The sequence below is a fragment of the Pseudoalteromonas sp. MMG013 genome (genome assembly GCF_018100885.1).
GTDB classification, from domain to species: domain Bacteria; phylum Pseudomonadota; class Gammaproteobacteria; order Enterobacterales; family Alteromonadaceae; genus Pseudoalteromonas; species Pseudoalteromonas aurantia.
This window is the reverse complement of record NZ_JAGJEE010000002.1, coordinates 108,771-133,151: the sequence shown is the minus strand read 5'-3', so window position 1 is coordinate 133,151 and position 24,381 is coordinate 108,771. Positions and strand designations below refer to the sequence as shown.

At 40.9% G+C, this 24,381-nt stretch carries 17 protein-coding genes; 8 read left to right on the top strand and 9 right to left on the bottom strand.

Annotated elements, in window-relative coordinates:
* Positions 1 to 250 precede the first annotated feature (250 nt).
* Positions 251 to 2,848 carry an ExeM/NucH family extracellular endonuclease gene (locus J8L98_RS02665; protein ID WP_210995170.1) on the top strand — a complete coding sequence of 866 codons (2,598 nt, stop codon included), beginning with the start codon at positions 251 to 253 and terminating at the stop codon, positions 2,846 to 2,848.
* A gap of 162 nt (positions 2,849 to 3,010) precedes the next feature.
* Here J8L98_RS02665 and J8L98_RS02660 read toward each other — a convergent pair whose 3' ends face one another.
* Both J8L98_RS02660 and J8L98_RS02655 read right to left on the bottom strand, forming a co-directional pair.
* Positions 3,011 to 3,235: a hypothetical protein gene (locus J8L98_RS02660; RefSeq protein ID WP_210995169.1), complete on the bottom strand. Its 225-nt coding sequence runs from the start codon at positions 3,233 to 3,235 to the stop codon at positions 3,011 to 3,013.
* A 75-nt stretch (positions 3,236 to 3,310) separates the two neighbouring features.
* Positions 3,311 to 4,093, bottom strand: coding sequence for a PhzF family phenazine biosynthesis protein (locus tag J8L98_RS02655; protein ID WP_210995168.1), 783 nt, complete (start codon positions 4,091 to 4,093; stop codon positions 3,311 to 3,313).
* 531 nt (positions 4,094 to 4,624) lie between these two features.
* Here J8L98_RS02655 and J8L98_RS02650 point away from each other — a divergent pair.
* The 3 genes from J8L98_RS02650 (at position 4,625) to J8L98_RS02640 (ending at position 11,218) form a co-directional block, all read left to right on the top strand.
* Complete coding sequence (locus tag J8L98_RS02650) at positions 4,625 to 6,592, top strand: FAD-dependent L-amino acid oxidase (protein ID WP_210995167.1); 1,968 nt, start codon at positions 4,625 to 4,627, stop codon at positions 6,590 to 6,592.
* A gap of 60 nt (positions 6,593 to 6,652) precedes the next feature.
* Entirely contained in the window at positions 6,653 to 8,452 is a 1,800-nt protein-coding gene (locus J8L98_RS02645) for a thiamine pyrophosphate-binding protein (protein WP_192509711.1), read from the top strand.
* 192 nt (positions 8,453 to 8,644) lie between these two features.
* Entirely contained in the window at positions 8,645 to 11,218 is a 2,574-nt protein-coding gene (locus J8L98_RS02640) for a zinc-dependent metalloprotease (RefSeq protein WP_210995166.1), read from the top strand.
* A 587-nt stretch (positions 11,219 to 11,805) separates the two neighbouring features.
* Here the strand turns inward: J8L98_RS02640 and J8L98_RS02635 are convergent.
* The 5 genes from J8L98_RS02635 to J8L98_RS02615 all read right to left on the bottom strand — a co-directional run bounded on the left by J8L98_RS02635 (position 11,806) and on the right by J8L98_RS02615 (position 18,604).
* A complete protein-coding gene (locus J8L98_RS02635) occupies positions 11,806 to 12,168 on the bottom strand; it encodes a DUF1016 N-terminal domain-containing protein (protein ID WP_210995165.1) in 363 nt (120 codons plus the stop codon).
* A 254-nt stretch (positions 12,169 to 12,422) separates the two neighbouring features.
* Positions 12,423 to 13,373, bottom strand: coding sequence for a heme-binding protein (locus tag J8L98_RS02630; RefSeq protein WP_210995164.1), 951 nt, complete (start codon positions 13,371 to 13,373; stop codon positions 12,423 to 12,425).
* 201 nt (positions 13,374 to 13,574) lie between these two features.
* Positions 13,575 to 15,065: a dipeptidase gene (locus J8L98_RS02625; protein WP_210995163.1), complete on the bottom strand. Its 1,491-nt coding sequence runs from the start codon at positions 15,063 to 15,065 to the stop codon at positions 13,575 to 13,577.
* A 59-nt stretch (positions 15,066 to 15,124) separates the two neighbouring features.
* The gene (locus J8L98_RS02620; protein ID WP_210995162.1) at positions 15,125 to 16,996 is read right to left on the bottom strand and encodes a DUF885 domain-containing protein; all 1,872 of its coding nucleotides are present in this window, start codon (positions 16,994 to 16,996) and stop codon (positions 15,125 to 15,127) included.
* 147 nt (positions 16,997 to 17,143) lie between these two features.
* Positions 17,144 to 18,604, bottom strand: coding sequence for a PLP-dependent aminotransferase family protein (locus J8L98_RS02615; protein ID WP_247682403.1), 1,461 nt, complete (start codon positions 18,602 to 18,604; stop codon positions 17,144 to 17,146).
* A 73-nt stretch (positions 18,605 to 18,677) separates the two neighbouring features.
* Here J8L98_RS02615 and J8L98_RS02610 point away from each other — a divergent pair, with 73 nt between their 5' ends.
* Together J8L98_RS02610 and J8L98_RS02605 are read left to right on the top strand one after the other, a co-directional pair.
* Positions 18,678 to 19,586, top strand: coding sequence for a DMT family transporter (locus J8L98_RS02610; protein ID WP_210995161.1), 909 nt, complete (start codon positions 18,678 to 18,680; stop codon positions 19,584 to 19,586).
* Between the two features lie 109 nt (positions 19,587 to 19,695).
* On the top strand, positions 19,696 to 19,983 hold the full coding sequence (locus tag J8L98_RS02605; RefSeq protein WP_192509699.1) for a hypothetical protein: 288 nt from the start codon (positions 19,696 to 19,698) through the stop codon (positions 19,981 to 19,983).
* A gap of 341 nt (positions 19,984 to 20,324) precedes the next feature.
* Here the strand turns inward: J8L98_RS02605 and J8L98_RS02600 are convergent, their stop codons facing one another.
* Both J8L98_RS02600 and J8L98_RS02595 read right to left on the bottom strand, forming a co-directional pair.
* Entirely contained in the window at positions 20,325 to 20,750 is a 426-nt protein-coding gene (locus J8L98_RS02600) for a hypothetical protein (RefSeq protein ID WP_210995160.1), read from the bottom strand.
* Between the two features lie 13 nt (positions 20,751 to 20,763).
* Positions 20,764 to 22,569: a S8 family peptidase gene (locus tag J8L98_RS02595; RefSeq protein ID WP_210995159.1), complete on the bottom strand. Its 1,806-nt coding sequence runs from the start codon at positions 22,567 to 22,569 to the stop codon at positions 20,764 to 20,766.
* Positions 22,570 to 22,834: 265 nt separating this feature from the next.
* On the opposite strand from J8L98_RS02595, the gene J8L98_RS02590 reads away from it, so the two are divergent.
* On the top strand, positions 22,835 to 22,987 hold the full coding sequence (locus J8L98_RS02590; protein WP_192509696.1) for a DUF2986 domain-containing protein: 153 nt from the start codon (positions 22,835 to 22,837) through the stop codon (positions 22,985 to 22,987).
* A 289-nt stretch (positions 22,988 to 23,276) separates the two neighbouring features.
* On the top strand, positions 23,277 to 24,332 hold the full coding sequence (locus J8L98_RS02585) for a hypothetical protein (RefSeq protein ID WP_210995158.1): 1,056 nt from the start codon (positions 23,277 to 23,279) through the stop codon (positions 24,330 to 24,332).
* Positions 24,333 to 24,381: the final 49 nt, after the last annotated feature.

Genomic DNA, 24,381 nt, shown 5'->3' with positions numbered 1-24,381 from the left:
TAGACAAATTTACTCAAAAGTAAGAGCCTACAATTTCACTCTAATCCATACATACCAACCTTATTCGGCAGCGACTATACCAACACAGCCCGACCAAACGTTTCTAATCCCATGCTAAAAAACAAGGCTCCCAACCAAAAATACAACAAAATAAAAACATTTGACACATTTTAGAAACAAAATTAAAGTAGAATATCTACGCTAAATTTTCTATTCAAAATAATAAATCTAACACGGGAACAATAAGAAAATGTTAAAAAAAGCGATTTTAGCATCACTCATTTCAGCAGTATGCGTACCAGCACATGCACAACTCATTATCTCTGAATATATAGAAGGCAGTAGTAATAATAAGGCTATTGAGCTTTATAATACTGGCACAGATACTATTAACTTAGACGGTTATGCACTCTCTTATTACTTCAATGGTAAAACGACCGCAGGCAGAACCATCAACCTTGAAGGCTCTATAGCAGCAAATACCACCTTTGTTATTGCACACACTAGCGCAACGGCAGAACTTGCGAATAAAGCACAACTACTCTCAGGTGGCAGTTGGTACAATGGTGATGATGCCGTAATACTGAGTAATGCAGGTAATACAATCGATAGCTTAGGCCAAAAAGGGGTTGATCCTGGTAGTAGCTGGTCTGATTCAGGTGTGAGCACTAAAGATCGCACTTTAATACGCATTAGCAGTATTTCACAAGGTGATAGTGACGATAGCGACGCGTTTATTCCTTCTGAACAATGGACAGCATTGGCAAAAGATGACTTTTCTAATATTGGCAAACATAATAATGAACAACCACCAGAACCGCCGACGCTCACTTGTAACGAAAACAATGTACTCATAAGTACAATTCAAGGTAACACCGATGAGAGCCCATTATTAGGAGAATATGTTGAGATACAGGGTGTTATTACAACAGCACTGCAAGGGGACGACCAACTCAAAGGTTTTTTCATACAAGAAGAAACCACTCAGTATGATAATGATCCTCTCACTTCAGAAGGAATATTTGTAGCCTATACTGGCTCCACTGTGACTGCTGGAGATGTAATCAAACTTTCAGGGAAAGTGCACGAAGAATACGGACAAACTCAAATTAATTCTGTCAATGGTATTGCCAATTGTGGCACAGCACCGGTATCTTCAACGGATATCACCATGCCAGTACTTCCAAGCCTAGAAGCATACGAAGGTATGTTGGTTAATGTGACCAATGAACTCATTGTAAATGATACATATGGTTTAAAACGTTATGGTGAAGTGAAGCTCGCCAGTGAGCGACTGTATCAAGCAACTCAACTCGCCCTACCCGGTGAGCCAGCTAATGCATTAGAAGTACAAAATAAGCAAAAAGAGCTGACCCTCGATGATGGTATTTCAACTCAAAACCCAGAAGTGATCCCCTATCCAACTCCAGAGCTTGATGCTTACAATACTATGAGGCTAGGAGATAAAGTCAACAATATTCAAGGCGTATTAGGCTTTGGGTACGGGCAGTATCGTATTCACCCAGTACAGCAACCGAACTTTATACAACAGAATCTCCGTACTGAAGCTCCTCATGTAGCCGAGCGGGGAGATTTGCGTATTGCCAGTTTTAACGTCTTAAATTACTTTAACGGTGACGGCCAAGGTGGCGGATTTCCAACGCCCAGAGGGGCCGACACTCAAGAAGAATTTGACCGTCAAAAAGCCAAAATAATCACTGCTATGCTTGATCTAGATGCCGATATCATCGGTATTTTAGAAATGGAGAACGATGGTTTTGATGAACTCAGTGCACTGGCCGATTTAACCTCTTCATTAAATGCACAAGATAGCACCAATCAATATGCTTATGTCAATTTGAACACCGCACAAGTCGGTGGCGATGCCATTATGTCGGCACTCATATACCGAAGTAATAAAGTCAAAGAAATAGGTAATCCGTCATTTACTGAAGCCGAACCATTTGATTACGGGAACCGTCCACCTGTCATGCAAACTTTTGAGTCGCTGGCCAGTCAAGAAGCGTTCAATGTGGTTATTACACATTTAAGATCCAAAGGGAGCTGTAGCCGTGCTGAAGGGTTAGATCAAGACCAAAATGATGGGCAAGGTTGCTGGAACCTTACTCGTATCAATGCAGTAAAAGCACTCTCAGCGTGGGTTTCAACTGAACCAACGGGCATATCTGATCCTGATACATTGATCTTAGGTGATATTAATGCCTATGCCCAAGAAGATCCTATTCGTACCTTCACTGAGCAAGGGTATACCAATATCAAACAACAGTTAAATGGCAATACAGCTGACTATTCATATGTTTATAAAGGTCGAATAGGAAGCCTTGACCATGCCTTTGCCAGTACAGAGCTTATGAATAAAGTCATAGCCGTATCTGATTGGCATATTAATGCAGATGAACCAGCTGCACTTGACTATAACACTGAGTATAAATCTGATAAGCACAAGGCAAGTTTGTATTCAGAGCATGCTTATCGCTCTTCTGATCACGATCCCATTGTGATTGAACTTAATACGACGCCTGCCCAAGATATCATTGAAGGAGAATTTACAGATATCAATGGCTGGTTATGGTGGCAACGTTTTTCTATTGAACTTCCTGAAGGGTATAATACTTTAGAAGTGAATATTGAGGGACAAGGTGAAGCCGACTTGTATGTTCGACATAATAAAAAGCCTTACTTTCTCAGCTTTGATTGTCGTCCATATCTTTGGGGCAGCAATGAACAATGTACCTTAATCAATGCCCAGAGCGGTACGTGGCACTTTGGTATTCGCGGCATATTCCCCTATCAAAATGTCACACTAAAATATAAAGCAACGAAATAATATCAGTTGTATTAGGGGCTGTGTTAAATAATCGCTATAAGATATCCACACTGCAATAAAAAAAGCTGGGTTACTTAAACCCAGCTTCTACTGTTATCTGATAAAAGGTGACACCCTACAGCACTAAAACCTCATCAACTTTAACACCAATCATCTACTCACTTATTTTACATAAATACGCAGCTGGTCTTGCTCTGCACCACTGTATCGCGTGTCTAAATAAGGCCAAATATCAAATTTAGTGCTGTGCTGATATAACGACGCACCTACAGTAAGGTAAGCATCGGCTCTAGAGGTATGTTTAGTACTCAATGAAATGTAAGAATAGTCAAGCCCTGTACAAGTGCCAGCAAACATCGCACCAAGTAACATACATTTCTTTAACATATTTATCCTTATTAACATTCGTCTTATTGTGTACTAAAACTCTAAAAGCACTCAAACATAGCGTTTACATTGACATCAAACGCTAATTTCACCTTGCAAATAATCGATGGCTTGACCTGACAGTACCACTTTTTCTCCTTTCACATTGCACTCAACAACACCTGTCCTTGCAGAAAGCTGCTTACCAACAAGCTCTGTCTTGTTGAAGAATTCAGCCCAAAAAGGTGCTAATTCACAGTGTGCGGAGCCTGTTACAGGATCTTCGTTTACACGTAGTTTAGGAAAAAAGCAGCGACTCACAAAATCCACATGGTCTCCTTTAGCTGTGACGACAACACCTCGTTTGTCAAGCTGCTGCCATGCGCTAAAATCTGGGTTCAACGCGTTCACCGCTGCTTCATTCTCGAGTACAACCACATAGTCAAACCCAGATCTTACTTGGCAAGGTGTCATATTACCTAGCCCTTTTAACAAAACGTCAGGTGCATCAATTGGGTGGACCATAGTCGCAGGGAACTCCATTGAATACCCACCCGTTGCCTTGCTAACGTGAAGTGGACCACTGCGCGTTAAAAAACAAATCTGCTCACGGTCATATCCCAAATGTGTAAACAATACATGTGCAGTGGCCAATGTAGCATGACCACACAGATCAACTTCTTCCATGGGTGTAAACCAGCGCAACTGATAACTATCCCCTTGGGCAACGAAAAAAGCCGTTTCAGATAGGTTATTTTCTTCCGCTATTTTTTGTAATAGCACATCATCTAGCCAATCTGTCAACGGTATAACAGCGGCAGGGTTACCTTCAAAAGCTTGAGTCGCAAATGCATCAACTTGATAAAGTGATAGTTTCATATTTAGTCCTTAGCATTTAATACCTAATTGGTTTTATTAAAAGAAAAGTGAGTCGGCGGCCCAACTATGTATTAATTACCCTTATTTGATGCAGTAAACCAGCATGTTAGCTGCATATTTAAGGTATAACGAAACACACTGCTTTAGTGCACGTTTTATCACCAAAGAAGCCATCTGTATTGAGTGTTTCCTTCTGTAATTAACTTCATCATCAATCGATGACTAGGATAATAAAAGCAATGTGACTGCTCATTATTCTCACTACTTCTACACATACCGAAAAACATAATACCTTGATTTAAAATCAAAATATATATTTCATTAGAAAACAATAGCCTAAGCAAGAATATAAAAATGTAACCTGCTGTAATTACTTTTTCGCTAAGTATGAACTAAAGTTTATATGCTCAAAAATTTGTAAACAAAAGGTAAAGTTACAAATCTAAAAAATAGAAACACTGGACAAAAATTAACAACAAGGAGCTATCTACATCAATGTGTTATCTCCTCTCATCCATATAAGGAACTATCATGACCCATTATAAATTTGGTAACGAGATAAAGTCTAAAACGATCCCGAAATCGGTAAAGGTGGCGGTTGTTGGTGCTGGTATGTCAGGTCTATATAGCGCGTGGCGGTTAGAAAAAGAACATAAAACACAAGACTTCGCGATATTCGAACGCTCAGATAGAACAGGGGGTCGCTTAGACTCCGATCTCATTAACTTTAAAAACCAACATACAGGAGAAGGTCAACCTGAGTTCATTACCGTCAAAGAAGAGCAAGGCGGCATGCGCTTCTTATTCGAGGGAATGGATGATTTAATGGCACTCTTTTTGTCGTTGGATCTACAGGATCAAATAGTTCCTTTTCCTATGAACAGTGATGGAAACAACCGTCTATATTTTCGTGGCGAGAGCTTCTCTGTTACAGATGCACAGCAAGATAATTATGCTATTTGGTCCGAGTTGTACAATTTGGCGCCATCTGAACAAGGCGTTAATCCGAAAGACATCATCAATGTAGTATTTAACCGAATTTTACAAGCTAATCCACATTTTGATGCGCGCCCTGAAGTACGCGGTCCTGAATTTTGGCAGGCATTTCGCTTAGATTGTCAGTGGCAAGATAAAGGTCTGAATGAATGGACTTTATGGGACTTATTCTCAGATATGGGTTACAGCCAAGAATGTATCACCATGCTATATCGCGTATTGGGCTTCAACGGCACTTTTTTATCGAAAATGAATGCTGGTGTCGCTTATCAATTGTTAGAAGATTTTCCTGCAGATGTACAATTTAGAACTTTTAAAGATGGCTTTAGTACATTACCTAACGCACTCGTTGATCAGATTGGTACTGAGCGCATTCACTTACAGACCAGTATTGAAGAAATTGATCACGACGAGGCATCTGGAAAATATATATTGCACTATATCCACATAGATGAACAAGGTGGCGAACATCGCAGTCAAGTCCATGCTGAAAAAGTTATTCTAGGATTACCACGCTTAGCGTTAGAACGCTTGTTTGTAAAATCAAATGCATTTAATCGATTGCCTAAAGAACACAGTGAAAAACTCTGGAATACACTGCAAACCGCGTCCAATCAGCCATTGCTGAAAATTAATCTATATTATGATAATGCTTGGTGGGGTCGAGGGATAACAGGCCGTCCTGCGGTTGAGTTTGGACCCAACTTTGCCGACTTACCCACGGGATCTGTTTATCCATTTTATGCGGTAAACGATGAGCTTGCAGCGGCACTTATGTATGAAGAAAGAGATACCGACCCCAGTAAAAGTGTGCAACATCAACTTGATGCTATCAATAGTCAAAAATACGAACGCCCCGCCGCACTCACCATTTACTGTGATTATTTAAACATTAACTTTTGGAGTGCATTACAAAACAAAGGCGAACTTTATCATAACCCGAAACAAGAACAATCGGTAGAGAGTGTCCCCAGTGACATGTATCCCGCTTCAGTTGCCGTGGTGCAACAGGCAACTAAGTTCTTCAAAGAAATCTTCAATACCCACTATGTGCCAGAGCCTATACTAACCAGTGCACGAATTTGGGAAGGCAGCGTAAATTTTGATATTCCTGTAAGCCAACAATTTGGCTACGGTGTACACCAATGGGCCGTAGGCGCAAACGACAGACAAGTCATGGAAGATTTAATTGAGCCCCTTCCTAACTTATTCACCTGCGGTGAAGCATTTTCTGATTATCAAGGTTGGGTTGAAGGTGCACTGCGCTCAACGGATCTGGTACTTGAACGTGGATTTGGACTGGCGCCTTTAAGTGAAGCATATGAAAGCACAACACATGTTTCTCCTTCAACCGCAATCAAAGCTGTATATGAAGAAAATTCAGCAAAACTGATCAACCAATACATTGATGGTCAATTTTCAGCAAGTGATGCGCCAATTGATAAACACCTCGACGAACACACGGTAATAGGGGTGAATTTAACCTATTTTGACAAACCATAACTTCCCTCGATAACAGGCGGTATTTTTGCCGCCTTTTTTGATCCAATTCAAGGAGCTGCAATGAATAACGTTATCAATGAATATTGTGTTGCTGATTATTTAAAAGATCGCCTCGAAGAAATTGGTGTTGAACAAATGTTTGGCGTAGCAGGTAATTATACAGCCGCTTTGCTCGATACTATTTTAGCCGATAAAGAAACGCCAATTACTATTTCCGGTAATGCTAATGAGATTTGTGCAGGATTTGCTGCTGATGCGTATGCGAGGCTAAAAGGTGTCAGTGCATTGTATGTTACCTATAGCGTTGGTGCTTTTAGCTTACTAAATACCATCGCGGGCTCATTTGTTGAACAAGTCCCGGTCATACTTATTAATGGCGCACCAACCAATAAAGAAGATCAAATATCAAAACAAACTGGTTTACTTTATTCACATACAACCGGGTATCAATTTGTTGATATTCATATGTTTAAGCCTATTACGGTAGCCGCTGAGCGTATAACTAACGCACAGCAAGCCCCTTTTCAAATAGACTCTGCAATTACCGCTATGCTCACTCAAAAGCGACCTATCTATTTTGAAGTCGCTGAAGATGTGTGGCGAACCCCCTGCGTAAAACCAACAGGAAAACTCAGCAGTGGTGTGAATGCCACAATCACCATTAGTGAAGCGGCTAATGCAGCAAAAGCAACCATTAATATGATGTTAAAACGGCCAAAAAGTATTTTTTGGGCTGGCGTAGAGCTACAACGTTATGGGCTACAAGATAAGTTTTTGGCTTTGTTAGATGTGATCAACACCAGCCATACACTGCCGGCAAACCATATTCATTTCGTGACGTCTGCAATGAGTAAGTCTGTCATTGCTGAAACTCATCCTTGGTTTGAAGGCTGTGTCACACTTAAAAATGAAGAAATTGATACACTGGTTGGTGATGAAGGCGCACTCATTGGTATTGGCGCGTGGACCACCGGAAAAGATACAGGTAATGAAGACATACGCAGCGACAAAACGATTTTGGCAGCCCATGACGGTGTACATGTTGGTGCTGAGTTTTATCCATCAGTACAGCTTAGCGACTATTTAGATCAACTTATTGTCGCTTTTTCTGAACTCGAAATACAAAAAAACGCTCCATTTTCGGGCCTACGACTAAAACAACAGCCTCCCCTCTTAGCCACCCAGTACCATGCTCAAAACACACTCGGGTATGATAATTTTTACCATACTTTAGGCCAATGGCTTTGCACAGATGATATCATGGTGGTAGATGCTGGCTTTCCACTTATCGGTGCCCAAAGTGTAAAAATTCCAAGTCAAAATGGGTTTGTAGCGCAAGCTTCTTGGCTATCTATTGGCTACTCGGTGCCAGCTGGCACCGGGGTTAAATGCGCTTATCCAGACAAACGCGCCATTGTAGTAGTGGGCGATGGCGCATTTCATGAAACGTGTCAGGCCGTTGCAGATCAACATGCCTACGGACAAAATACGGTGGTATTTGTTATTGCCAATGGCATTTATGGTATTGAGCAATACCTAGTTAATCCAAATCCTTTTAGAACACCGCCAGTCGATTATAAAGACCCACTCTTAGATGAAGTGTACCCTTATAATGAGCTGCCAAGTTGGAATATCGCCAATTTAACCGATGCTTTTGGTGGACAAGGCCGTAAAGTCAGTCAATTAGGAGAATTACTCAATGTTATGGAGGAAATTCGTGCTAATCCAGATACCAATTTCTTGGTAGAGGTGGTGATCCCAAAAGACAATGTGCCGAAATCCATTGCCATGGAAGCAGATACAGCTGTGGGTGAGGATGAAATAGATAATCCAAACTGGCCGCCATCTGGTAAATTTTAACCCCACTAAATAATGAACAGCCCAATGTAACCCACCCTTAATGATGATTGGTCTAGCACTGATCATCATTATCCGGTTAGTTAATATTCAAGCTTCCCAGTTCACCCTATTTTTATGAATTTCGCCGTACTTTCTCACCTATTAGGCTCATAACACGTTATATTCTAGATATTGTACCTGTTAGGAATATCTATGACTTTTCATAAAAAAACGATCGCACTTGGCATTGCTGCATGCATCAGCACATCACTATGCAGCCTGCCAGCTTATGCATCTGACAAACAAACCACAAAAGCTGAAAATAAGAAGCAGCAAACGATTGCTGACCTCACTAAAAACCATACTAAGCACGAAGGTCTTTTTACCTTATTTCAAAGTAATAAATCAGGCGCCGTTTTACTACAGTTAAACGAATCACAACTGAACAGCGAGTTTATACACTTTGCCCAAATACTAGATGGTTCTGGTGACTTTGGGTTCAGAGGAAACTACCGCGGCGGCACTGTTTATACATTCAATCGCGTCTTTAATCGCATTGAAATTCGCGCTGAAAATCAACATTTTTATTTTGATCCTAACAACGCAGTTAGCGGTGCCAAAGATGCAAATATTAACCGCCCAATTGTTGCCAGCGTAAAGATTAAAGCACACGATGAAAAAAGCGGCGATATCCTCATTGATGCCAAAAGTATTTTTTTGACAGAAGCCCTTAAGCAAATAAAACCATCTAAAAACCCCAAGCAGAAACCGGGAAAACGCCGGACACTTGGTAAGTTAAGCAAAGATAAAACAAAATATTTAGCACTGCATAACTACCCTAAAAATACCGATTTAAGCATTGAATATGTTTATGATAACGGTGCCCCAGTAAGACCGACGGTTACCAGACCAACTAGCGCGGATTTTGCCTTTACTGACGATCGAAGTATTAATATTCATGTGCGCCACAGCCTAGTCCCTATGCCGGAAAATAGTTTCAAGGCCCGTTTTGATGACCCCCGTATTGGTTATTTTGGTCAAACAAAATATGATATGACATCACTTCAAGACCCGACCCCATATCGTGATGTCATTAATCGCTGGCACTTAGAGAAAAAAGATCCAAACGCCGCAGTATCTGAACCGATAGAGCCCATTGTTTGGTGGATTGAGAACACCACACCACTAGAATACCGAGACACAATCAAACAGGCAGCATTAGCGTGGAACCCTGCATTTGAAAAAGCGGGATTTAAAAACGCCATCGTAGTGAAGGTACAGCCTGATGATGCTAAATGGGATGCAGGAGATTTACGTTACAATGTAATGCGTTGGACATCGTCTCCAAAAGTGCGCTTTTCAGGCTATGGTCCTAGTTTTGCAAACCCAAAAACAGGCCAGATCCTAGGGTCAGATATTATGCTTGAGCTATCAAGCTTTAGACGCCGTTTAGATACACTTGATTTATTCAGTGGCACACAAGCAACAACATCTAACGACCATCATGACCACTCAGCATTGTTCGAATCAGCACAATTTGGACAAGCAGCCTTAAATGCCTCTTCAGCGAGCAGTGCTGATAAAGCACGCTTTATCAGCGAGTACTTACATTATTTGGTGCTACATGAAGTGGGTCATACGCTTGGGTTAAACCACAATATGCGTTCAAGCCAATTGCATTCAAAAGACAAAGTGCAATCAATTATGCCAAGTGACAACCTTCCACTGACTGGGTCTGTCATGGAATATCCGGCGATTAACTTTGCCCCGCATGGAAAGAAGCAAGGGTTGTACTACACCACTATGGCTGGCCCATATGATAACTGGGCCATTGAATATGGTTACTCTAGTGCACTAGACAATGCGCACGCAGAGCAACAACGCTTAAATAAAATCTTAGCGCGCTCAACTGAACTGGGTAATGCGTTTGGCAACGATGCGGATGATATGCGTGCACCAGGCAAAGCCATCGACCCACGCGTTAATATTTATGACTTATCAAATGACGCAATCGGCTACGCCACCGATCGTTTAGAAACAGTAAATATACTGGTCTCCGATTTATTAAATCGCTCTATTGTTGAAGGTGAATCTTATCAAGGCTTAGTGACCGACTACGCGCTACTAAACCGTGAATATCACAACAATGTAGGTGTAATTTCTCGCTATATTGGCGGCGTATACGTAGAACGTGATTTTGCGGGTCAAAAAAATGCAAAGACCCCATTCACACCAGTGCCTGAAAAAGAACAACGACGTGCTATGCAAGCATTAAGTAATTTTGTGTTCGCACCAAATGCATTCTCTGTCGATCAAGCGCTGGCACAACACCTGCAAACTCAACGCCGTTTCTTCTTTAACTACTCAAAAACAGAAGATCCAAAGTTTCATGATATGGCATTACGCACACAAAAATCGGTGCTCAATCATGTGCTTCACCCTGTTGTGTTAAAACGTATTGTAGATACCGAACTGTATGGTAACGAATTTAAATTAGATGAAGTATTTGCTGAATTGACGAATGCGATTTTCAAAGTCGATGCAAGAAAAGACGTTAATAGTTTTAGACGCAATCTACAACGTGAATATGTAAATCGTTTAATAAAAATTGCCAATAACGACAAGCAAGGTGCAAGCCAGCAAAGCATTCAAGCACTGGCCCGTTACAACCTGAAAGAAATTAAAGATATGATCAAGCGCCGTAAAGGTGACACGGTCAGCGCTGCGCATAAGGAACAACTGATTTATTTGATTTCTAAAACACTCAACCCAAATGGGAAAGCATAATTATGATGCAATAAGTCATAATTCCTCCGCTTACAAATGAGCTGTATACTTGAAAAAACGGTGCTAAATTAGCACCGTTTTTTATCTAACTTTCCAGTGTTTTTGAGTGGTTCTGACACCACGATAGATACGTTCAACTTACCATTAATCATACGCATTCTGAACAAGCTCATACCCGTATTTTTAAACGATGACGTTGACGCTCATACACCAAATAAATTTCAAGCATCAACTTAGCGTGCACCACCAATAAACAAGTGTGGACACAATAGCATCATCCGGCTTTTTGGCTATGGCCGTGCGTTCAAACATAACAGCGCCAATTCGTTCGTCAAGTGTCCGTGTTGACCAACGTTCTTAAATTGCCATCGTAGTATAGAAATCACGCTTTATCGGGTCATGAATGCTACTTAACCTCAGCTCTGGATAAGTGAATTTGCCCAATAAAGCTATTTTTCTCACTCTCGGCGTTGCTTTCATTTGTAATAGCCCGCTATTACTGCATAAAAGCGCCTTGATATTGAACAAAATATCATCATTTGATTGTACGCAAGTTTGTTTTCAAAATATTTCCTATTCCAAAACCCTTATCCAAACCTGAGGTTACTTAAAATAACAAAATGGCTCCAGCTCAATTGTGCAGACACTGTCTGCACAATTGATAACTCTCTAAAAACATCATAAAATTTAACCATTTGCATTAAGTTGCGTTGTTCCCAACCTCTACCAAATTGTGCTGTTAGCGACTTAGATAAAGTAGATACAACCTGTTTGCCATAATCTGCCCGCTCTCCTGCAAGCACCTCTTGGCTGATCCGCTGACCAACATGCCAATACAGTAGCGTCAGTTCATTATTTACTGCAATTGCTGTGCGTTGTTTTGCTTGCGCAATCAAAATTGACACATCATCAACAAAGCCATGGTTACTCGGTTGCATCTTGTTGGTCATCTTCGGCCTTAAATAAAAGTATTCAAACTCAATTAGTTTAACGTTTTAAGTCACCTGCATCCAGACCTCTCGGCAGAGGTAGCAGATGCAAAAAAAGTATAAGCCTATCAGGAAATTCATAGCGACACCTTGCTATATAAAAACTACAGAATTCGGTGTTTGAAAACCATGTTCAATATGAGTACCAAAAAACAAAGCTATGACTCACTTAATCGTGTTCCACAACCATACTGAGGCACTCTGTATTCAGCAAGTTAACTTGTTGGCTGTTTTTCAAGCGTATTAATGCTCACATGTGGCCATTTGATTAAGCCTTGACCATCCCGTCTCTCAAAGAAATCAAGCATAACAATTTGTGAATATTGCAGTAACATTTTAGGCTCACCATTTGGGTGCTTTTCTGTCAGTTCATATATCCAAAGTGTTGCTTCAACTTGATCGGCATTGGCTTGGCGTACCACAAATGGAATATTATTGACCCCACCGCTGGCGAGCCTAGAGTCTACTTTCAACTGTGTGACATTAGCCACTTTACCTTGTTGGAAAAAAGGCAAAATTGCTTTATTTAGCAAATCATTAGGCTGCGTCGGGTCGAACACATTTTCAAATAAATGTTTATGAAAATGTAAGTAAGGTATCAAATATGGATTTTCTTCTAAATTATCATCAACTCCTATCGGTAAACCACTAATCTTGGGGATTTCAAACCCAGTCTTACTTTGTGCACTTTGGCCTAACGCCATCAACGAATCGCCATGGGGAATACTTGATAATCGAGCGATATTGAGATCATCCGTGGTATGGTTTTTCATATACAGCCACAGCCCCGGTTCATGATGAATAGCAAGCCCAGATCCACCAGCAAGCCCTGAATCAGGAAAATCAGCTGCTGCAATTTGTTCTATTTGTTGCACATAATCGATTGTTTCTACTTCTTGGTCACCATTCATACCTCGGTTCGGGACGTTTTTATCCACCAATTGGAAGGTAAGTGTTTCATTATACTGATTATTTAGAAGCCGATAATCAAGTTCACCAGTAGGAAACGGTAGCGCTATCATATTCCAACCATGACCACTAAATTGCCCCGTATTTTTCCACACTCCCGGTAAATTAGAAAATGGGCCAAGTGCTTCCTCTTGACCCATTACCGCTTTTAACACCCGCTGAGACGGTTTTTGCTCATTACTTGCTGAATCCGACATAATTTGCTCCTGCTATGGTTAATGCATAGTGCCCCTATGCTTGACTATGGTTTTAGCAAGTAAATCGTTTTTTGGGTATTACAGTCGATTACAGGTTATATATCATCAATTTACCAGATACAAAAAAGTCAGCATACTTTAACAGAACATGCTGACTTTACAGATGTTAGCGCGTTCAGGCTAACTGGCCATAACAGTCAGTTACATATTCCCCAGCTCCATCATCATTGCTGTATACATACGTAGATTTAACTTAATTTGTTTCACCGTTAAATATTCATGCTCAGAATGACCAGTATATTTTTTACCGGGCATGGATGGACCAAAGCTCACCGCATTATCAAACAGTTTGGCGTTAGTTCCCCCCCCTATTGATACAAACCCTGCATCTTCATCTTGGGTATAATGTTTAAATATATCGAGTAACTTTTGTGCATGAGGGGCATTATCAAGCAACATCGGTTCGCCTATATCAACCGTCATATTCGCAAGTGTCACACCGTGTTGTTGCTGCCATTTTGTCACCGCGGTACTAATTTGATGCGCCAATATTGCTTTCTCTTTGCCAACAGGTCGGCGTAAATTAATAGCCACTTCCACAATATTACCACTGCGCTCAATGAGTGTGGGCGACACTGTCATAGGCCCCATAAAGTCATGCTCATAAGCTATATCACCAAATTGCTTACCATGTAAATCTAAGCCGATGAGTTGTCCTACAAAGGTGAGTGCTTGGCCATCGCTATTTTTTTCAAGTTCAACCTCTGAGAGTAACGCTGCTAAGTAAGCTATCGCATTGACACCAGCAGCTGGTTCTGAAGAGTGGGCTGATACCCCCTTACTCGAAATTTTTATACCATCTGCGACCACATTAAACGCAAATTTAGCTGCGCTTAGCTGCATTGCCTTTGCTTTTAACTGTGTGATCACATCCTCGCTTGCATTATGCAAAACAACACTCGCATCCTCTGGGATTTGACTTTTAAAAGCGCCCCCCGTTAATTGTGATACATAAATACCTGTCTGCGCGGATGTAGCATTAAATGTCGGAGTCACTAAACTCCAGCCTTTTTCCGCAACCACAACAGGGTAGCTTGCGTCGATTGTTATAGCGTATTTAGGCTGTTGGTAAGTTTTCATAAACGCTTTAAGCGGTGCCCAATCCGACTCTTCAGCCAAATAAATCATCAGTTCCAAACGGTTTTCTAGCGCAATGCCTTTGTCTTTTATTGCTTTCATTGCGTACAGCGCTGTCGCAATAGGGCCTTTATCGTCTTCGGTGCCCCTGGCAATTAATTTGCCTGGCTGTGACGTCATATCAAGTAAATAAGGGCTTTTCTGCCATTTTTTTGCATCTGCTGGCTGCACATCACCATGTGTTACAATGGTCACCTTCTCACGCTGCTGCCCCAGTCCAATTAATACGGTATAGCCCAGATCTTGATAATCTAAACCAAGTTCTGCAGCTTTCATTTTCAATAATTGTTTAAAGCCAATAAACTGTGGATTTTCAGGCGCTTTAATACCTTGTTTATTGACTGTTTTAAATGACACCATGTTCGCAAGTGTGTGTATTTGCGTTTGCTGATAAGTATCCACCGCGTAGTCAGCGACCCTTTTGCTAGCATCTTGTAAATTTGCTTGTACGTTGCACGCAATCATTGATAACGCAAATAAAGAAAGTCGTTTCACTGGGTTTCCTTAAATAAAAATGGGGGCAAAGCCCCCGTTAATAAAATTCACGCTGGGTATTAAGTATTGCCAAGCGTTTTTATCCATTGGTCGACATCGGCTTCTACAATTGCAAGCGGACGTGCGCCTTTTAATAGCACTAAATCATGAAACGCTTTGATGTCAAATTGACTACCCAATGCCGTTTTCGCTTTATTGCGCAACTCAACAAACTTTAACATCCCTAACTTGTAACCCAACGCTTGTCCTGGCCAAGCAATATAGCGATCAATGGCCGCTGTTACATCGCTCATAGCAGAGCCGGTTGCTTGCGCAAAGTATTCAATCGATTGCTGGCGAGTCCACTTTTTGTAGTGTAGCCCTGTATCAACAACTAAGCGCGCTGCTCTATACGCTTCTGCTTGCAATCGTCCTAAGTCACCAAAAGGGTCATTTTCATACATGCCCATTTCATAGGCAACTAACTCAGAGTAAAGTGCCCAACCTTCAATATACCCATTAAACGATGCATTTTGTCGCATTAAACCAATATCTGTTTGCAGCATGTTCAGAGCGATTTGAAAGTGATGACCCGGTACAGCTTCATGGTAAGTTAACGTCTTCATGCCAAAGCTCGGAACCGCTTTCATATCTTTTAGATTGATTGCAAATACCCCAGGACGACTACCATCAAGTGACGGGCCGTTGTAATAGCCACCAGGAGCGCCCGCTTCTACCGCTTTCGGGATACGCCTTACTTCTACTTTTTGTGGCGGTAAAGTTGAAAATAACGTTGGTGCCTTGGCATTAATAGTCTCAATTTCACCATGTAAGAAAGTCAATAACTTTTCACGCCCTTCATCTGTGTCATCATATAAAAAACGTGGTTCATCATTTAACTGTTGCATACGCTCACTCACTGAGCCTTTGCTATAACCATTTTCTTTAAGTATTTCATCCATACGCTGCGTAATGCGTGCAACTTCTTGCAAGCCGATGTCGTGAATTTGCTCTGCAGTCATATCCGAATCAGCAAGGTAGGTAATTTCATGCTGATAAAAAGCCGCACCATTGGGCTGTGCCCAAATACCAACCTCTGTAGGCGCTTTTAGTTCAAGTACCTGCATTGTTTTAACCACTTTGTTAAATGCCGGGTAAATTTCTTGCTCAACAATGTGCTGCGCTTTTGCCAATAAAGCCTGCTGCGCAGGTTTATCAATCGAGTCAACAGCTGCAAGTTTTGTCGCAAATGAACTCACTAATGGATGATCAGACGCGTTCGGGGCGGTAAAATTATTCAAATAGCCAAAGGTGTTTTCAAATAAAGGTTTAGGTAACACTATGCCCTTTTTTGCATCCGCAAGTACTTTTTCTCTCACTTGTTCTGTCAATATTGCAAACGCCGATAAGCGCTTAATATAATCTGCTGCATCTGACGCTGTTGCTACACTATGCTGATCTTTCAAAATGTTGGGTATATCAACCAAAGGGCCTGCTAACTGATTAATTATAAAAGGTAAGTGCCCACCCCATGTATCGATGTAACCGCCACTGAACTTTGCATCCCCTGCATAATAACGCGCAATAACTTCGTTAACACTGACATGCAGCCTGTCATTATCTGATAAGTTTTTACTCTGAAGTTGCTTTAGCTGCTCTGCTGCCTTATTCATATCAATTTGTAATGCTTGCATACCCGCCACTGAATAGTCTGGTAATCGGTCGGCGTATGAACCATATAGATCATCAGTCAATTTCAATGAGGTCGCCAGTGCTGGTTGATGTTGTATAAAATTACGGGTGTATTGCGTAACCACTTTATCAACGCTTACTCTGCTGACGACTTGATTTGCCGAACTTTCTACATTACTAGCTTGCGATTGACTACGTTCACTGGAGCATCCAGCTAGTGCAGTAATAACCGCGAATGCAAGTAGGCTTTGTTTGATCATAGTAGAATTCCTTGGAGTGATGAACATACGAGTATTATTGTTATTTTTAGCACGTTTCTATGTTCTTGTTTGAGTTATTTATAATACATTGATGCTGTAATAACATTTATTGTATCCAATATACACAGCAATGCGATTAATCGCCGTTCATTTCAGCTGTTTCACAATAATTGCGGCTAATTCGGTAATGGCTTTACGCCATGGCATAGTGTCATGAAAGTTGGCCAAACTAAAGCGAATACAATGCTCAAACTGATGATTTGTTGCAAATAAACGACCCGGTAATATGCTTATGCCGTGTTGCAAAGCATCTTCATATACACGATAAGCACACACTCGTACTGGTAATGTTAACCAACACAAAAATGACCCCTGCGGATGCGTTAATTGATAGCAACCATTCAATAGTGGATGATGATCCAACGCTTGTCTTAAGCGTGTACAAAATACGTGTAAATTTTCTTGATATTGTTTTCTTGCACATTTGAGATGCTGTTTGTATTTACCACTGACTAAAAAATCAGCCACTGCGGACTGAATTAAATTATGGCCTCCCATACTTTCACTGATCAAGCGCTTACTAATGCAAGTCTGATATTGTGCAGATATGACCCACCCTACGCGCAATCGAGAATCGAGTGTTTTCGAAAGGGAGCTTACATAAATCACCGTATTATACTTATCAAGCATTTTTAAACTCGGCAAGGAACCTGAGAAAGTCAATTCACCAAACACATCATCTTCAATGATCGGCGTATTGCCACATACGCTTAGCAGCAGCTTTCTTTGTGCAAGCGGCATTAATGACCCTGTCGGGTTACTAAAATTGGGGGTTACTAACACGGCCTTGACAGGCCATTGCTTAAGCGCACGCTCTAAAGCGCTGACATCCATTCCGTTGTGTGTATCACATGGGATCTCCAAGATTTTCAAGCCGAGTGACTCTAGCATTAGTAACAAACCAAAGTAGCATGGGGTCTCTATCGCAACAATATCACCAGGTTCAGTGATCGCACGAAGTGCCAAACTGATAGCTTGTTGTGCCCCATTGGTTACTACAATGTCTGCCGGCTTAACGTTAATGCCCTGTTGTTGAGTTATTTTATAAAGCTGTTTCAGTAAGTTATCATCCCCTGGTGGCAGTTGATAATAACTTGGTGTGTGTGTTTGGCGACGACTATGGCGCCCAATCTCAGCGTAAAGTTGTCGAACCGCTGGCAACTCACTACTTGGATGTGCTGACCCTGCAGGCATGCTATGACGGAGCGTAGAGTACTTAAGCACTTCTTTAGAAATAGACAGTAAATCGACTTCTTTTGGCTGCGGTAAATTGGCTACCTCTTCAATAATGAGCTCTTTAACTCGATAACCCGATCGCGGTACGCTATATATAACATCCAATGCTTCCAACATATCATATGCTTTTATTATGGAATTCTTACTCACACAAAGTAATTGGCTTAGCCCCCGAATTGACGGGAGCTTTTCACCATACGATAAACTTCCCTGTACAATTTCGTTTTTAATATACTCAACCACTTTTTGATACTTAAACCGACCGCGATTAGGGTTACCCAATTTACTACCTGTACCCTGAAAATCATTCAAAACTGTGCCTATTTATTTTATCTGTGCCCATTTAAAGTTACGATAAGTTAATTATTTAAGCCAGTTGTTTCATATGCTCATTAAATTTATACCCGTTTTGTTTGTTGTACTGTGGGCTTCTGGCTTTATTGGGGCCCGGTTTGGTCTCGTTTATGCAGAACCAGCAACCTTATTGTCAATTCGCATGATCATCAATATTATCTTCTTCATTGCCTTAGTCGCACTATTAAAAAGGCACATTCCTAAAGGACGTGCATTCCTACACAGCTGTGTTGTTGGCTTACTGATCCATGGCCTGTACTTAGGAGGTTCTTTCCAAGCAATTTCACTTGGTATGCCTGCGGGACTCAATGCACTTTTAGTCGGTATTCAACCTATTCTCACCGTTATCATTTTATTAGTGCTGTCACATAAGCATTTTTCTGTTGTTCAATGGACTGGATTATTACTGGGTTTTGTCGGGATCACTTTAGTATTACAAGGCAACATTCAATGGCAAGATGCTGCACAGAGTCAATTTGCTATCGGTATGAGTCTATTAGCATTAACCGGAATCACTTTGGGTACTTTATACCAAAAGCGATTTTGTAAAAATGTCGATTTGGTTGGCGCCACATTGGTCCAATACATTGCTGCAAGCTGCTTATTTATTCCATGGGCCGTGCAATTTGAAACAATGCAAGTGCAGTGGACCATCGAATTTATAGCAACACTTGCTTGGTTAGTATTGGTGCTATCGGTCGCGGCAATATTACTGCTGTTGTATATGGTTAAGCAGGGAGAGTCTGAAAGTGTCGCATCAGTGTTTTACTTGGTCCCGCCAGTTACGGCATTACAAGCTTGGTTAGCATTTGGTGAAACATTCGACATTTATGGTATCGCAGGCTTTATTTGTGCAGCCTTTGCAGTCTATTTTGTCGTTAAGGACCCAAAAATGTCAACAACTTCGAAAAATAGCAAAATACTCGTTGATAATGATTAGCCTTGCTATTCGTAAATGACTCACGTTAAATGATGACTCTATTTTACTCAGTGCTGTTACTTTAGGGTCATGATATTATCAGCACAAATCTCACTTTCGGATACCCGCTATGAATTTAGATAAATCAACAAAACGTATCGCTAAAAGAGTTAAAAATGGATTTCAAGGCTACCCACAAATCTCACTCGCTTATTATGGCGCATCGAGTGACTGTGCAAACGAAGTCATTGTCGAGTTTATTGCAGAAGAAGGGGCGCAGCCACAAGCACAAAAATTTTCCAGTAAAACAGATGCAAGAAAAGATGAAACGATTCAAACAACCCTTTTAAAAGTCATTGAACGGGCTGATGCAAAAACGGTGTTAGAAACAGCAGGGGTAGTAATTAAAACATGTTGATCTAATCGGCTGAGTATTAAGGTACTCAGTTATTTTTGTTTCGCGGGATTAGCCTGAGTTTTATTTAATTGCCAGTTAGCGTTAACACTCACGGCTTATATCATCACACTCCATTGCTACCTAGCCCCCCTTATCTAGGTGCATAGTACCAAGGTAACATTACTCCGTCAGTTAAGTTATCACTGTGGTTGCGTTGCGATCAACTAACACGCTTTAATAATATACTTTTTAAGTTAGAACGAACGCGAATAAAGAAAAGTGAAGAAGGTAATACGATTAAACGAGTGCTTGCGTACAATTAAGAAGGCTCAAAAGCCAAGCTTCTGAGCCTTCTTAATGAATTAATTAACCTTAGTACCCAAGTCAATTAAGCCTAAGTCAGCTGATATAACAGTACCTTGCTTACGTAATGTATTCACAACTGCCGTTAGGTTAGACTCTGATGACGTGACAACATAAAATGTTTTGTAGGCTTGCTTCAATGTTAGCCCGTGTGCTGCTGCAACTTTATCTACATCAGCAAATGATGCCAACTCGATAATGACTTCACCAGTTGCCTCATATGCGCTCAGACCATTTTCACCAATGATAACCTGACCTTTCTCAACACTTTGCTTGCCATTAACTGTGCCAAATTGACCGCCTTGTGCCAATAAAACACTGACATCTTGAAGTTGGTGTTGTGCAAGCTCGTCATTTGTCACATCAGTGTTTGCGATTGCCACTGAAGATGCTGTCAAAGCAGCCATTACTAATAGTTGTTTCATATGCATCGACCCCTTAGTGACCATAAATTCTTAAAGACCAATCTTTTAATACGCCATCTACACTGTTATTTGCATTATTTGTCCCAAATAAGCCAATGTTTTGATTATAAATTAGCGTGTTACTTGTGCCTTTATCTGTATCTATTACTTTAATTGTCCAATTACCTTGCGACTGCTCACCGTAAAAATGGTGGCTTAGCATAATTGCGTCTGTAAACCCGCCATCTGTGCCATTTAAGAAACCGGTACGAGCACTTAGGACCACACTGCGAGTACCCGATGGTGACGTTAACTCTATCGCAATATCGCGTAAACGTTCGTGGTCAATGTTCAGTTTCAATTGTACCGCTTCAACCGTTAGATTTTCTTCAACAGCGGTTGTGCTCTGTGCGCCTGCCAAACTTGCATCAGGAATAGTCACGTTCGCTTCTTGTCGCTGCCAATCAAGTGTTTGCAACTTAGGTAAAGACACACCTGTAAATAACGCTTTATAAACAGCATCATCGACATTGACTGCCCCTAAGCCATAGAAGTTATGAAAGTGATACCCAGCCGCATTTGTTTGCCACGCAGGAATCGCATCATAGCTCACTTGCTCGCCTGTTGCCGATTCAAAATTAATGGTCACACCATTATGTGTTGGGTCAGTTTTACGTGCTGTAGAAGCGAGTAAATGGCGAACCGTACGAGAATCTAGCGCAGGGTTAGCCGACATGACCGTTGCAACCGCGCCAGAGGTATTTGGTGCTGCTGATGATGTCCCATTCATAGTACCACGATAGTCACAATTTGGATCAAGCTCTGAGCCACCATGTAGGACATTTTTGTGTTCACCAGCTACGTTACCGCCTTTGTCACAACCGGTTAAATCCACCGTCACCATCGCGGGCTTATCTTGACCATATTCACCACCTGGTGCTGACAAGAAAACATTCGCACCGGCCGATGAATATGACGATAACTTACCATCTGCATTTAATGCTGACACCACAAGGTTCCAATTGGTCGTATTACCCAAAGTAATATTGGCGTCATGAAATGGTAACCCTTGGTTATTGAAAAACTGGTTATTTTCATATGGTAATACTAAGAATCGGGTACCTTGAATGTAGGTCGAATAACTTCTGAATGAGTTACCCGCTGATTTTACATAAACAGCACCACGTCCCCAATGACTGTCCAACGTAATATCTTGCATTACTTGCTCTTCTAACGCAAAACGCGGATTGTTTTCTAACTTGCCATTGACCGGTGCTGACGGTGTGCTGCCGTAGCTTTGGTTAAATACACGTGGATCTGTAAAGCGATCTAATGCACGGAAATCTTCATTTAGTCCATGAGATATCATCCAAGATTGGATAGACTGCTCATCTAAAAAGTTAAATCCGACTAAATTTGCATATGGTGAAACACCTCGTCCACCCAGACCATTACCTTCTTCCGCTGCAATTAAACCCGCAACAGCAGTACCATGACCATGGGTATCGGTTGGTGAATCAGTACCATCAATTAAATTTTTAGAACCGGCTACAACATTGTTTACGAGATCTGGGTGAGAAATTTCAACACCAGTATCAATCACTGAGACTGTAATACCTCGACCTTTAATGCCCATTCGGTCAGAAAAGTCGACATTTAAATCTTCACCAACTTGCCCTGCTGATAATGAAAAACCAGTTTGACCTGTATTTTGTAGATGCCACTGTTGGTAAGTCAGCGGATCTTTTTTTATGAGTTCTTGTGTTGGTGCTGTGTTCGCGTTTGCCGCACACGTTGCAGAAAGCACGGCTGCTGCAATGATATTTTTTTTATGATTCATTATTTCCCCTAGAATTAAGCCCCGAAAGGGGAACTAAACATAACACTGAGGTCACAATTCAGCAACAGGAAAAGACATCGCTGTCATGTTAATATTTGCAATTATTCGAATTTACAGCAACTTATAGTAAAAAATAAATAACAAAAAACACAAAATAAAAACATAAAAACGTAAAAAAGGAACTAACAGTGAGAATTTTTATCGTATTATTTCCATTGTGAATGCATTCGCAATACAATGGCGGGCTGTTATTGAGGAGCCACCAATGAACCGTAAAAAAAAGATATACGAAAAACTAAAGAAAAAAGACAAGCGCGCCAATGCAAAACTACATAAAAGTAATAAACCGCGTTACATTTCGAAAGCTGAAAGAGAAGCGCAACACGAAGTAGTCAATGAATCAGAATCTCCAGAGTAACAACAGCCGCTCTGCAGAAAACGCCCTCTTATTCTTTCCCTACTATTTATTTGTAATGCACTGTAATTACATTATTTGCTTATTATTACTACACTCGTTGTTAATTGGTCATCATTGAACTTTGAGCAAGTACTTGCCCGCTCAAAGCGATTACCGTCGTCTTAGACAATCATTATTGTGTAACAACAATTAATGGGCCGAAATTGCATGGCATGTGCCAATGCAACTAGGTGGTATTTTGTCTCATGTTCAACTATATATCCGTAGACTTTAATAATAAGGAAGTATCATGGCAACAAACACTCAAACAGTCCCTCTAAAGCAAGCAGTCAAAAACCCTAACAATGTTGAAGCAAAGAAATATTATGTTTTCAACGAAACTGGGAATATCATGATGTCTAGTACCATAGACGCTAGCACCCCTTTATCTGAGTCCGTTCAAAAGGTGTTTGCCGAAGTATCTGTATTTTTTGCAGGCATGTCACGCGCAATAACAACCACAAAAAACCCAGCAACTAAAAAGCCATATTCTCTATATAACTACGAAGCCCTACAAAATATCATTAGTGGCTCAGGGCTCTTTGTTCATGTTACTGAAGAGGATGTAAAATACGAAACAAAAAGTTTCGGTGCTGATTTTAGTAAGGAGCTTATCGAATCACTACTAGGTTTAGCAACTGGCGCCGGCGAAATGAGCTTTGCCTCAGCCATGGTCTCTTCAATTGGTAAAGAGGGCCTAAATATATCGGGTTCTAAAAGCCACTCAAGCAGTAAAGTAGGTAACATCGTTTTTGTGTGTGAATACTTACTAGGTATGCCTATAGTGAGTGCCATTGTCGTCTATGCAGATTGCGAGCAAAATAAGCAGCAACTTAAATTAGGTCCTTGTTTTAGTGAGTCTTCAATCTCAACAACGTGGACACTACATAAAGATACTTATATGTTTGTTACCCCATCGTTCATTAAATCATATGCAGGGGACTTAGATGCCATCAACTCTGATCCTGACTACTTAGAGTTAATCAACTGGTTAAGTGGCTTGCTGACACAAACACCGACAATAAATGACATCGTTGATGCTAAAACATTCTCCATCATTGAATCTGGTTCAGCACTTTCTACGGGTACAACCTACCAAATCCAAGGTCAGTTTTTACCAGTAGAGGCTGGAAAGTTAAGGTTTGCAGATGGTGACGGTGTGATCACTGCTGCTAATTGGGGTACTGATTCAATTAACTTCACCGTGTCAGGTACACAAGCAACGGTTTCTACTATAGAAGTACTTGATAAGTCGGGTAATGTCGTTGCTCAAAGTGCTGAAACATTTAACATAGCAACTTCATAAAGTATACTTTTTGAGGCTTAGTCCACTTATGGCTAAGCCTTTAATTGAT

What these genes read in the sequence shown, in the direction of transcription:
- J8L98_RS02665 (WP_210995170.1), top strand. Translation starts at nt 251, where the DNA reads ATGTTAAAAAAAGCGATTTTAGCATCACTCATTTCAGCAGTATGCGTA.
- J8L98_RS02660 (WP_210995169.1), bottom strand. Translation starts at nt 3,235, where the DNA reads ATGTTAAAGAAATGTATGTTACTTGGTGCGATGTTTGCTGGCACTTGT.
- J8L98_RS02655 (WP_210995168.1), bottom strand. Translation starts at nt 4,093, where the DNA reads ATGAAACTATCACTTTATCAAGTTGATGCATTTGCGACTCAAGCTTTT.
- J8L98_RS02650 (WP_210995167.1), top strand. Translation starts at nt 4,625, where the DNA reads ATGACCCATTATAAATTTGGTAACGAGATAAAGTCTAAAACGATCCCG.
- J8L98_RS02645 (WP_192509711.1), top strand. Translation starts at nt 6,653, where the DNA reads ATGAATAACGTTATCAATGAATATTGTGTTGCTGATTATTTAAAAGAT.
- J8L98_RS02640 (WP_210995166.1), top strand. Translation starts at nt 8,645, where the DNA reads ATGACTTTTCATAAAAAAACGATCGCACTTGGCATTGCTGCATGCATC.
- J8L98_RS02635 (WP_210995165.1), bottom strand. Translation starts at nt 12,168, where the DNA reads ATGACCAACAAGATGCAACCGAGTAACCATGGCTTTGTTGATGATGTG.
- J8L98_RS02630 (WP_210995164.1), bottom strand. Translation starts at nt 13,373, where the DNA reads ATGTCGGATTCAGCAAGTAATGAGCAAAAACCGTCTCAGCGGGTGTTA.
- J8L98_RS02620 (WP_210995162.1), bottom strand. Translation starts at nt 16,996, where the DNA reads ATGATCAAACAAAGCCTACTTGCATTCGCGGTTATTACTGCACTAGCT.
- J8L98_RS02610 (WP_210995161.1), top strand. Translation starts at nt 18,678, where the DNA reads ATGCTCATTAAATTTATACCCGTTTTGTTTGTTGTACTGTGGGCTTCT.
- J8L98_RS02605 (WP_192509699.1), top strand. Translation starts at nt 19,696, where the DNA reads ATGAATTTAGATAAATCAACAAAACGTATCGCTAAAAGAGTTAAAAAT.
- J8L98_RS02600 (WP_210995160.1), bottom strand. Translation starts at nt 20,750, where the DNA reads ATGAAACAACTATTAGTAATGGCTGCTTTGACAGCATCTTCAGTGGCA.
- J8L98_RS02595 (WP_210995159.1), bottom strand. Translation starts at nt 22,569, where the DNA reads ATGAATCATAAAAAAAATATCATTGCAGCAGCCGTGCTTTCTGCAACG.
- J8L98_RS02590 (WP_192509696.1), top strand. Translation starts at nt 22,835, where the DNA reads ATGAACCGTAAAAAAAAGATATACGAAAAACTAAAGAAAAAAGACAAG.
- J8L98_RS02585 (WP_210995158.1), top strand. Translation starts at nt 23,277, where the DNA reads ATGGCAACAAACACTCAAACAGTCCCTCTAAAGCAAGCAGTCAAAAAC.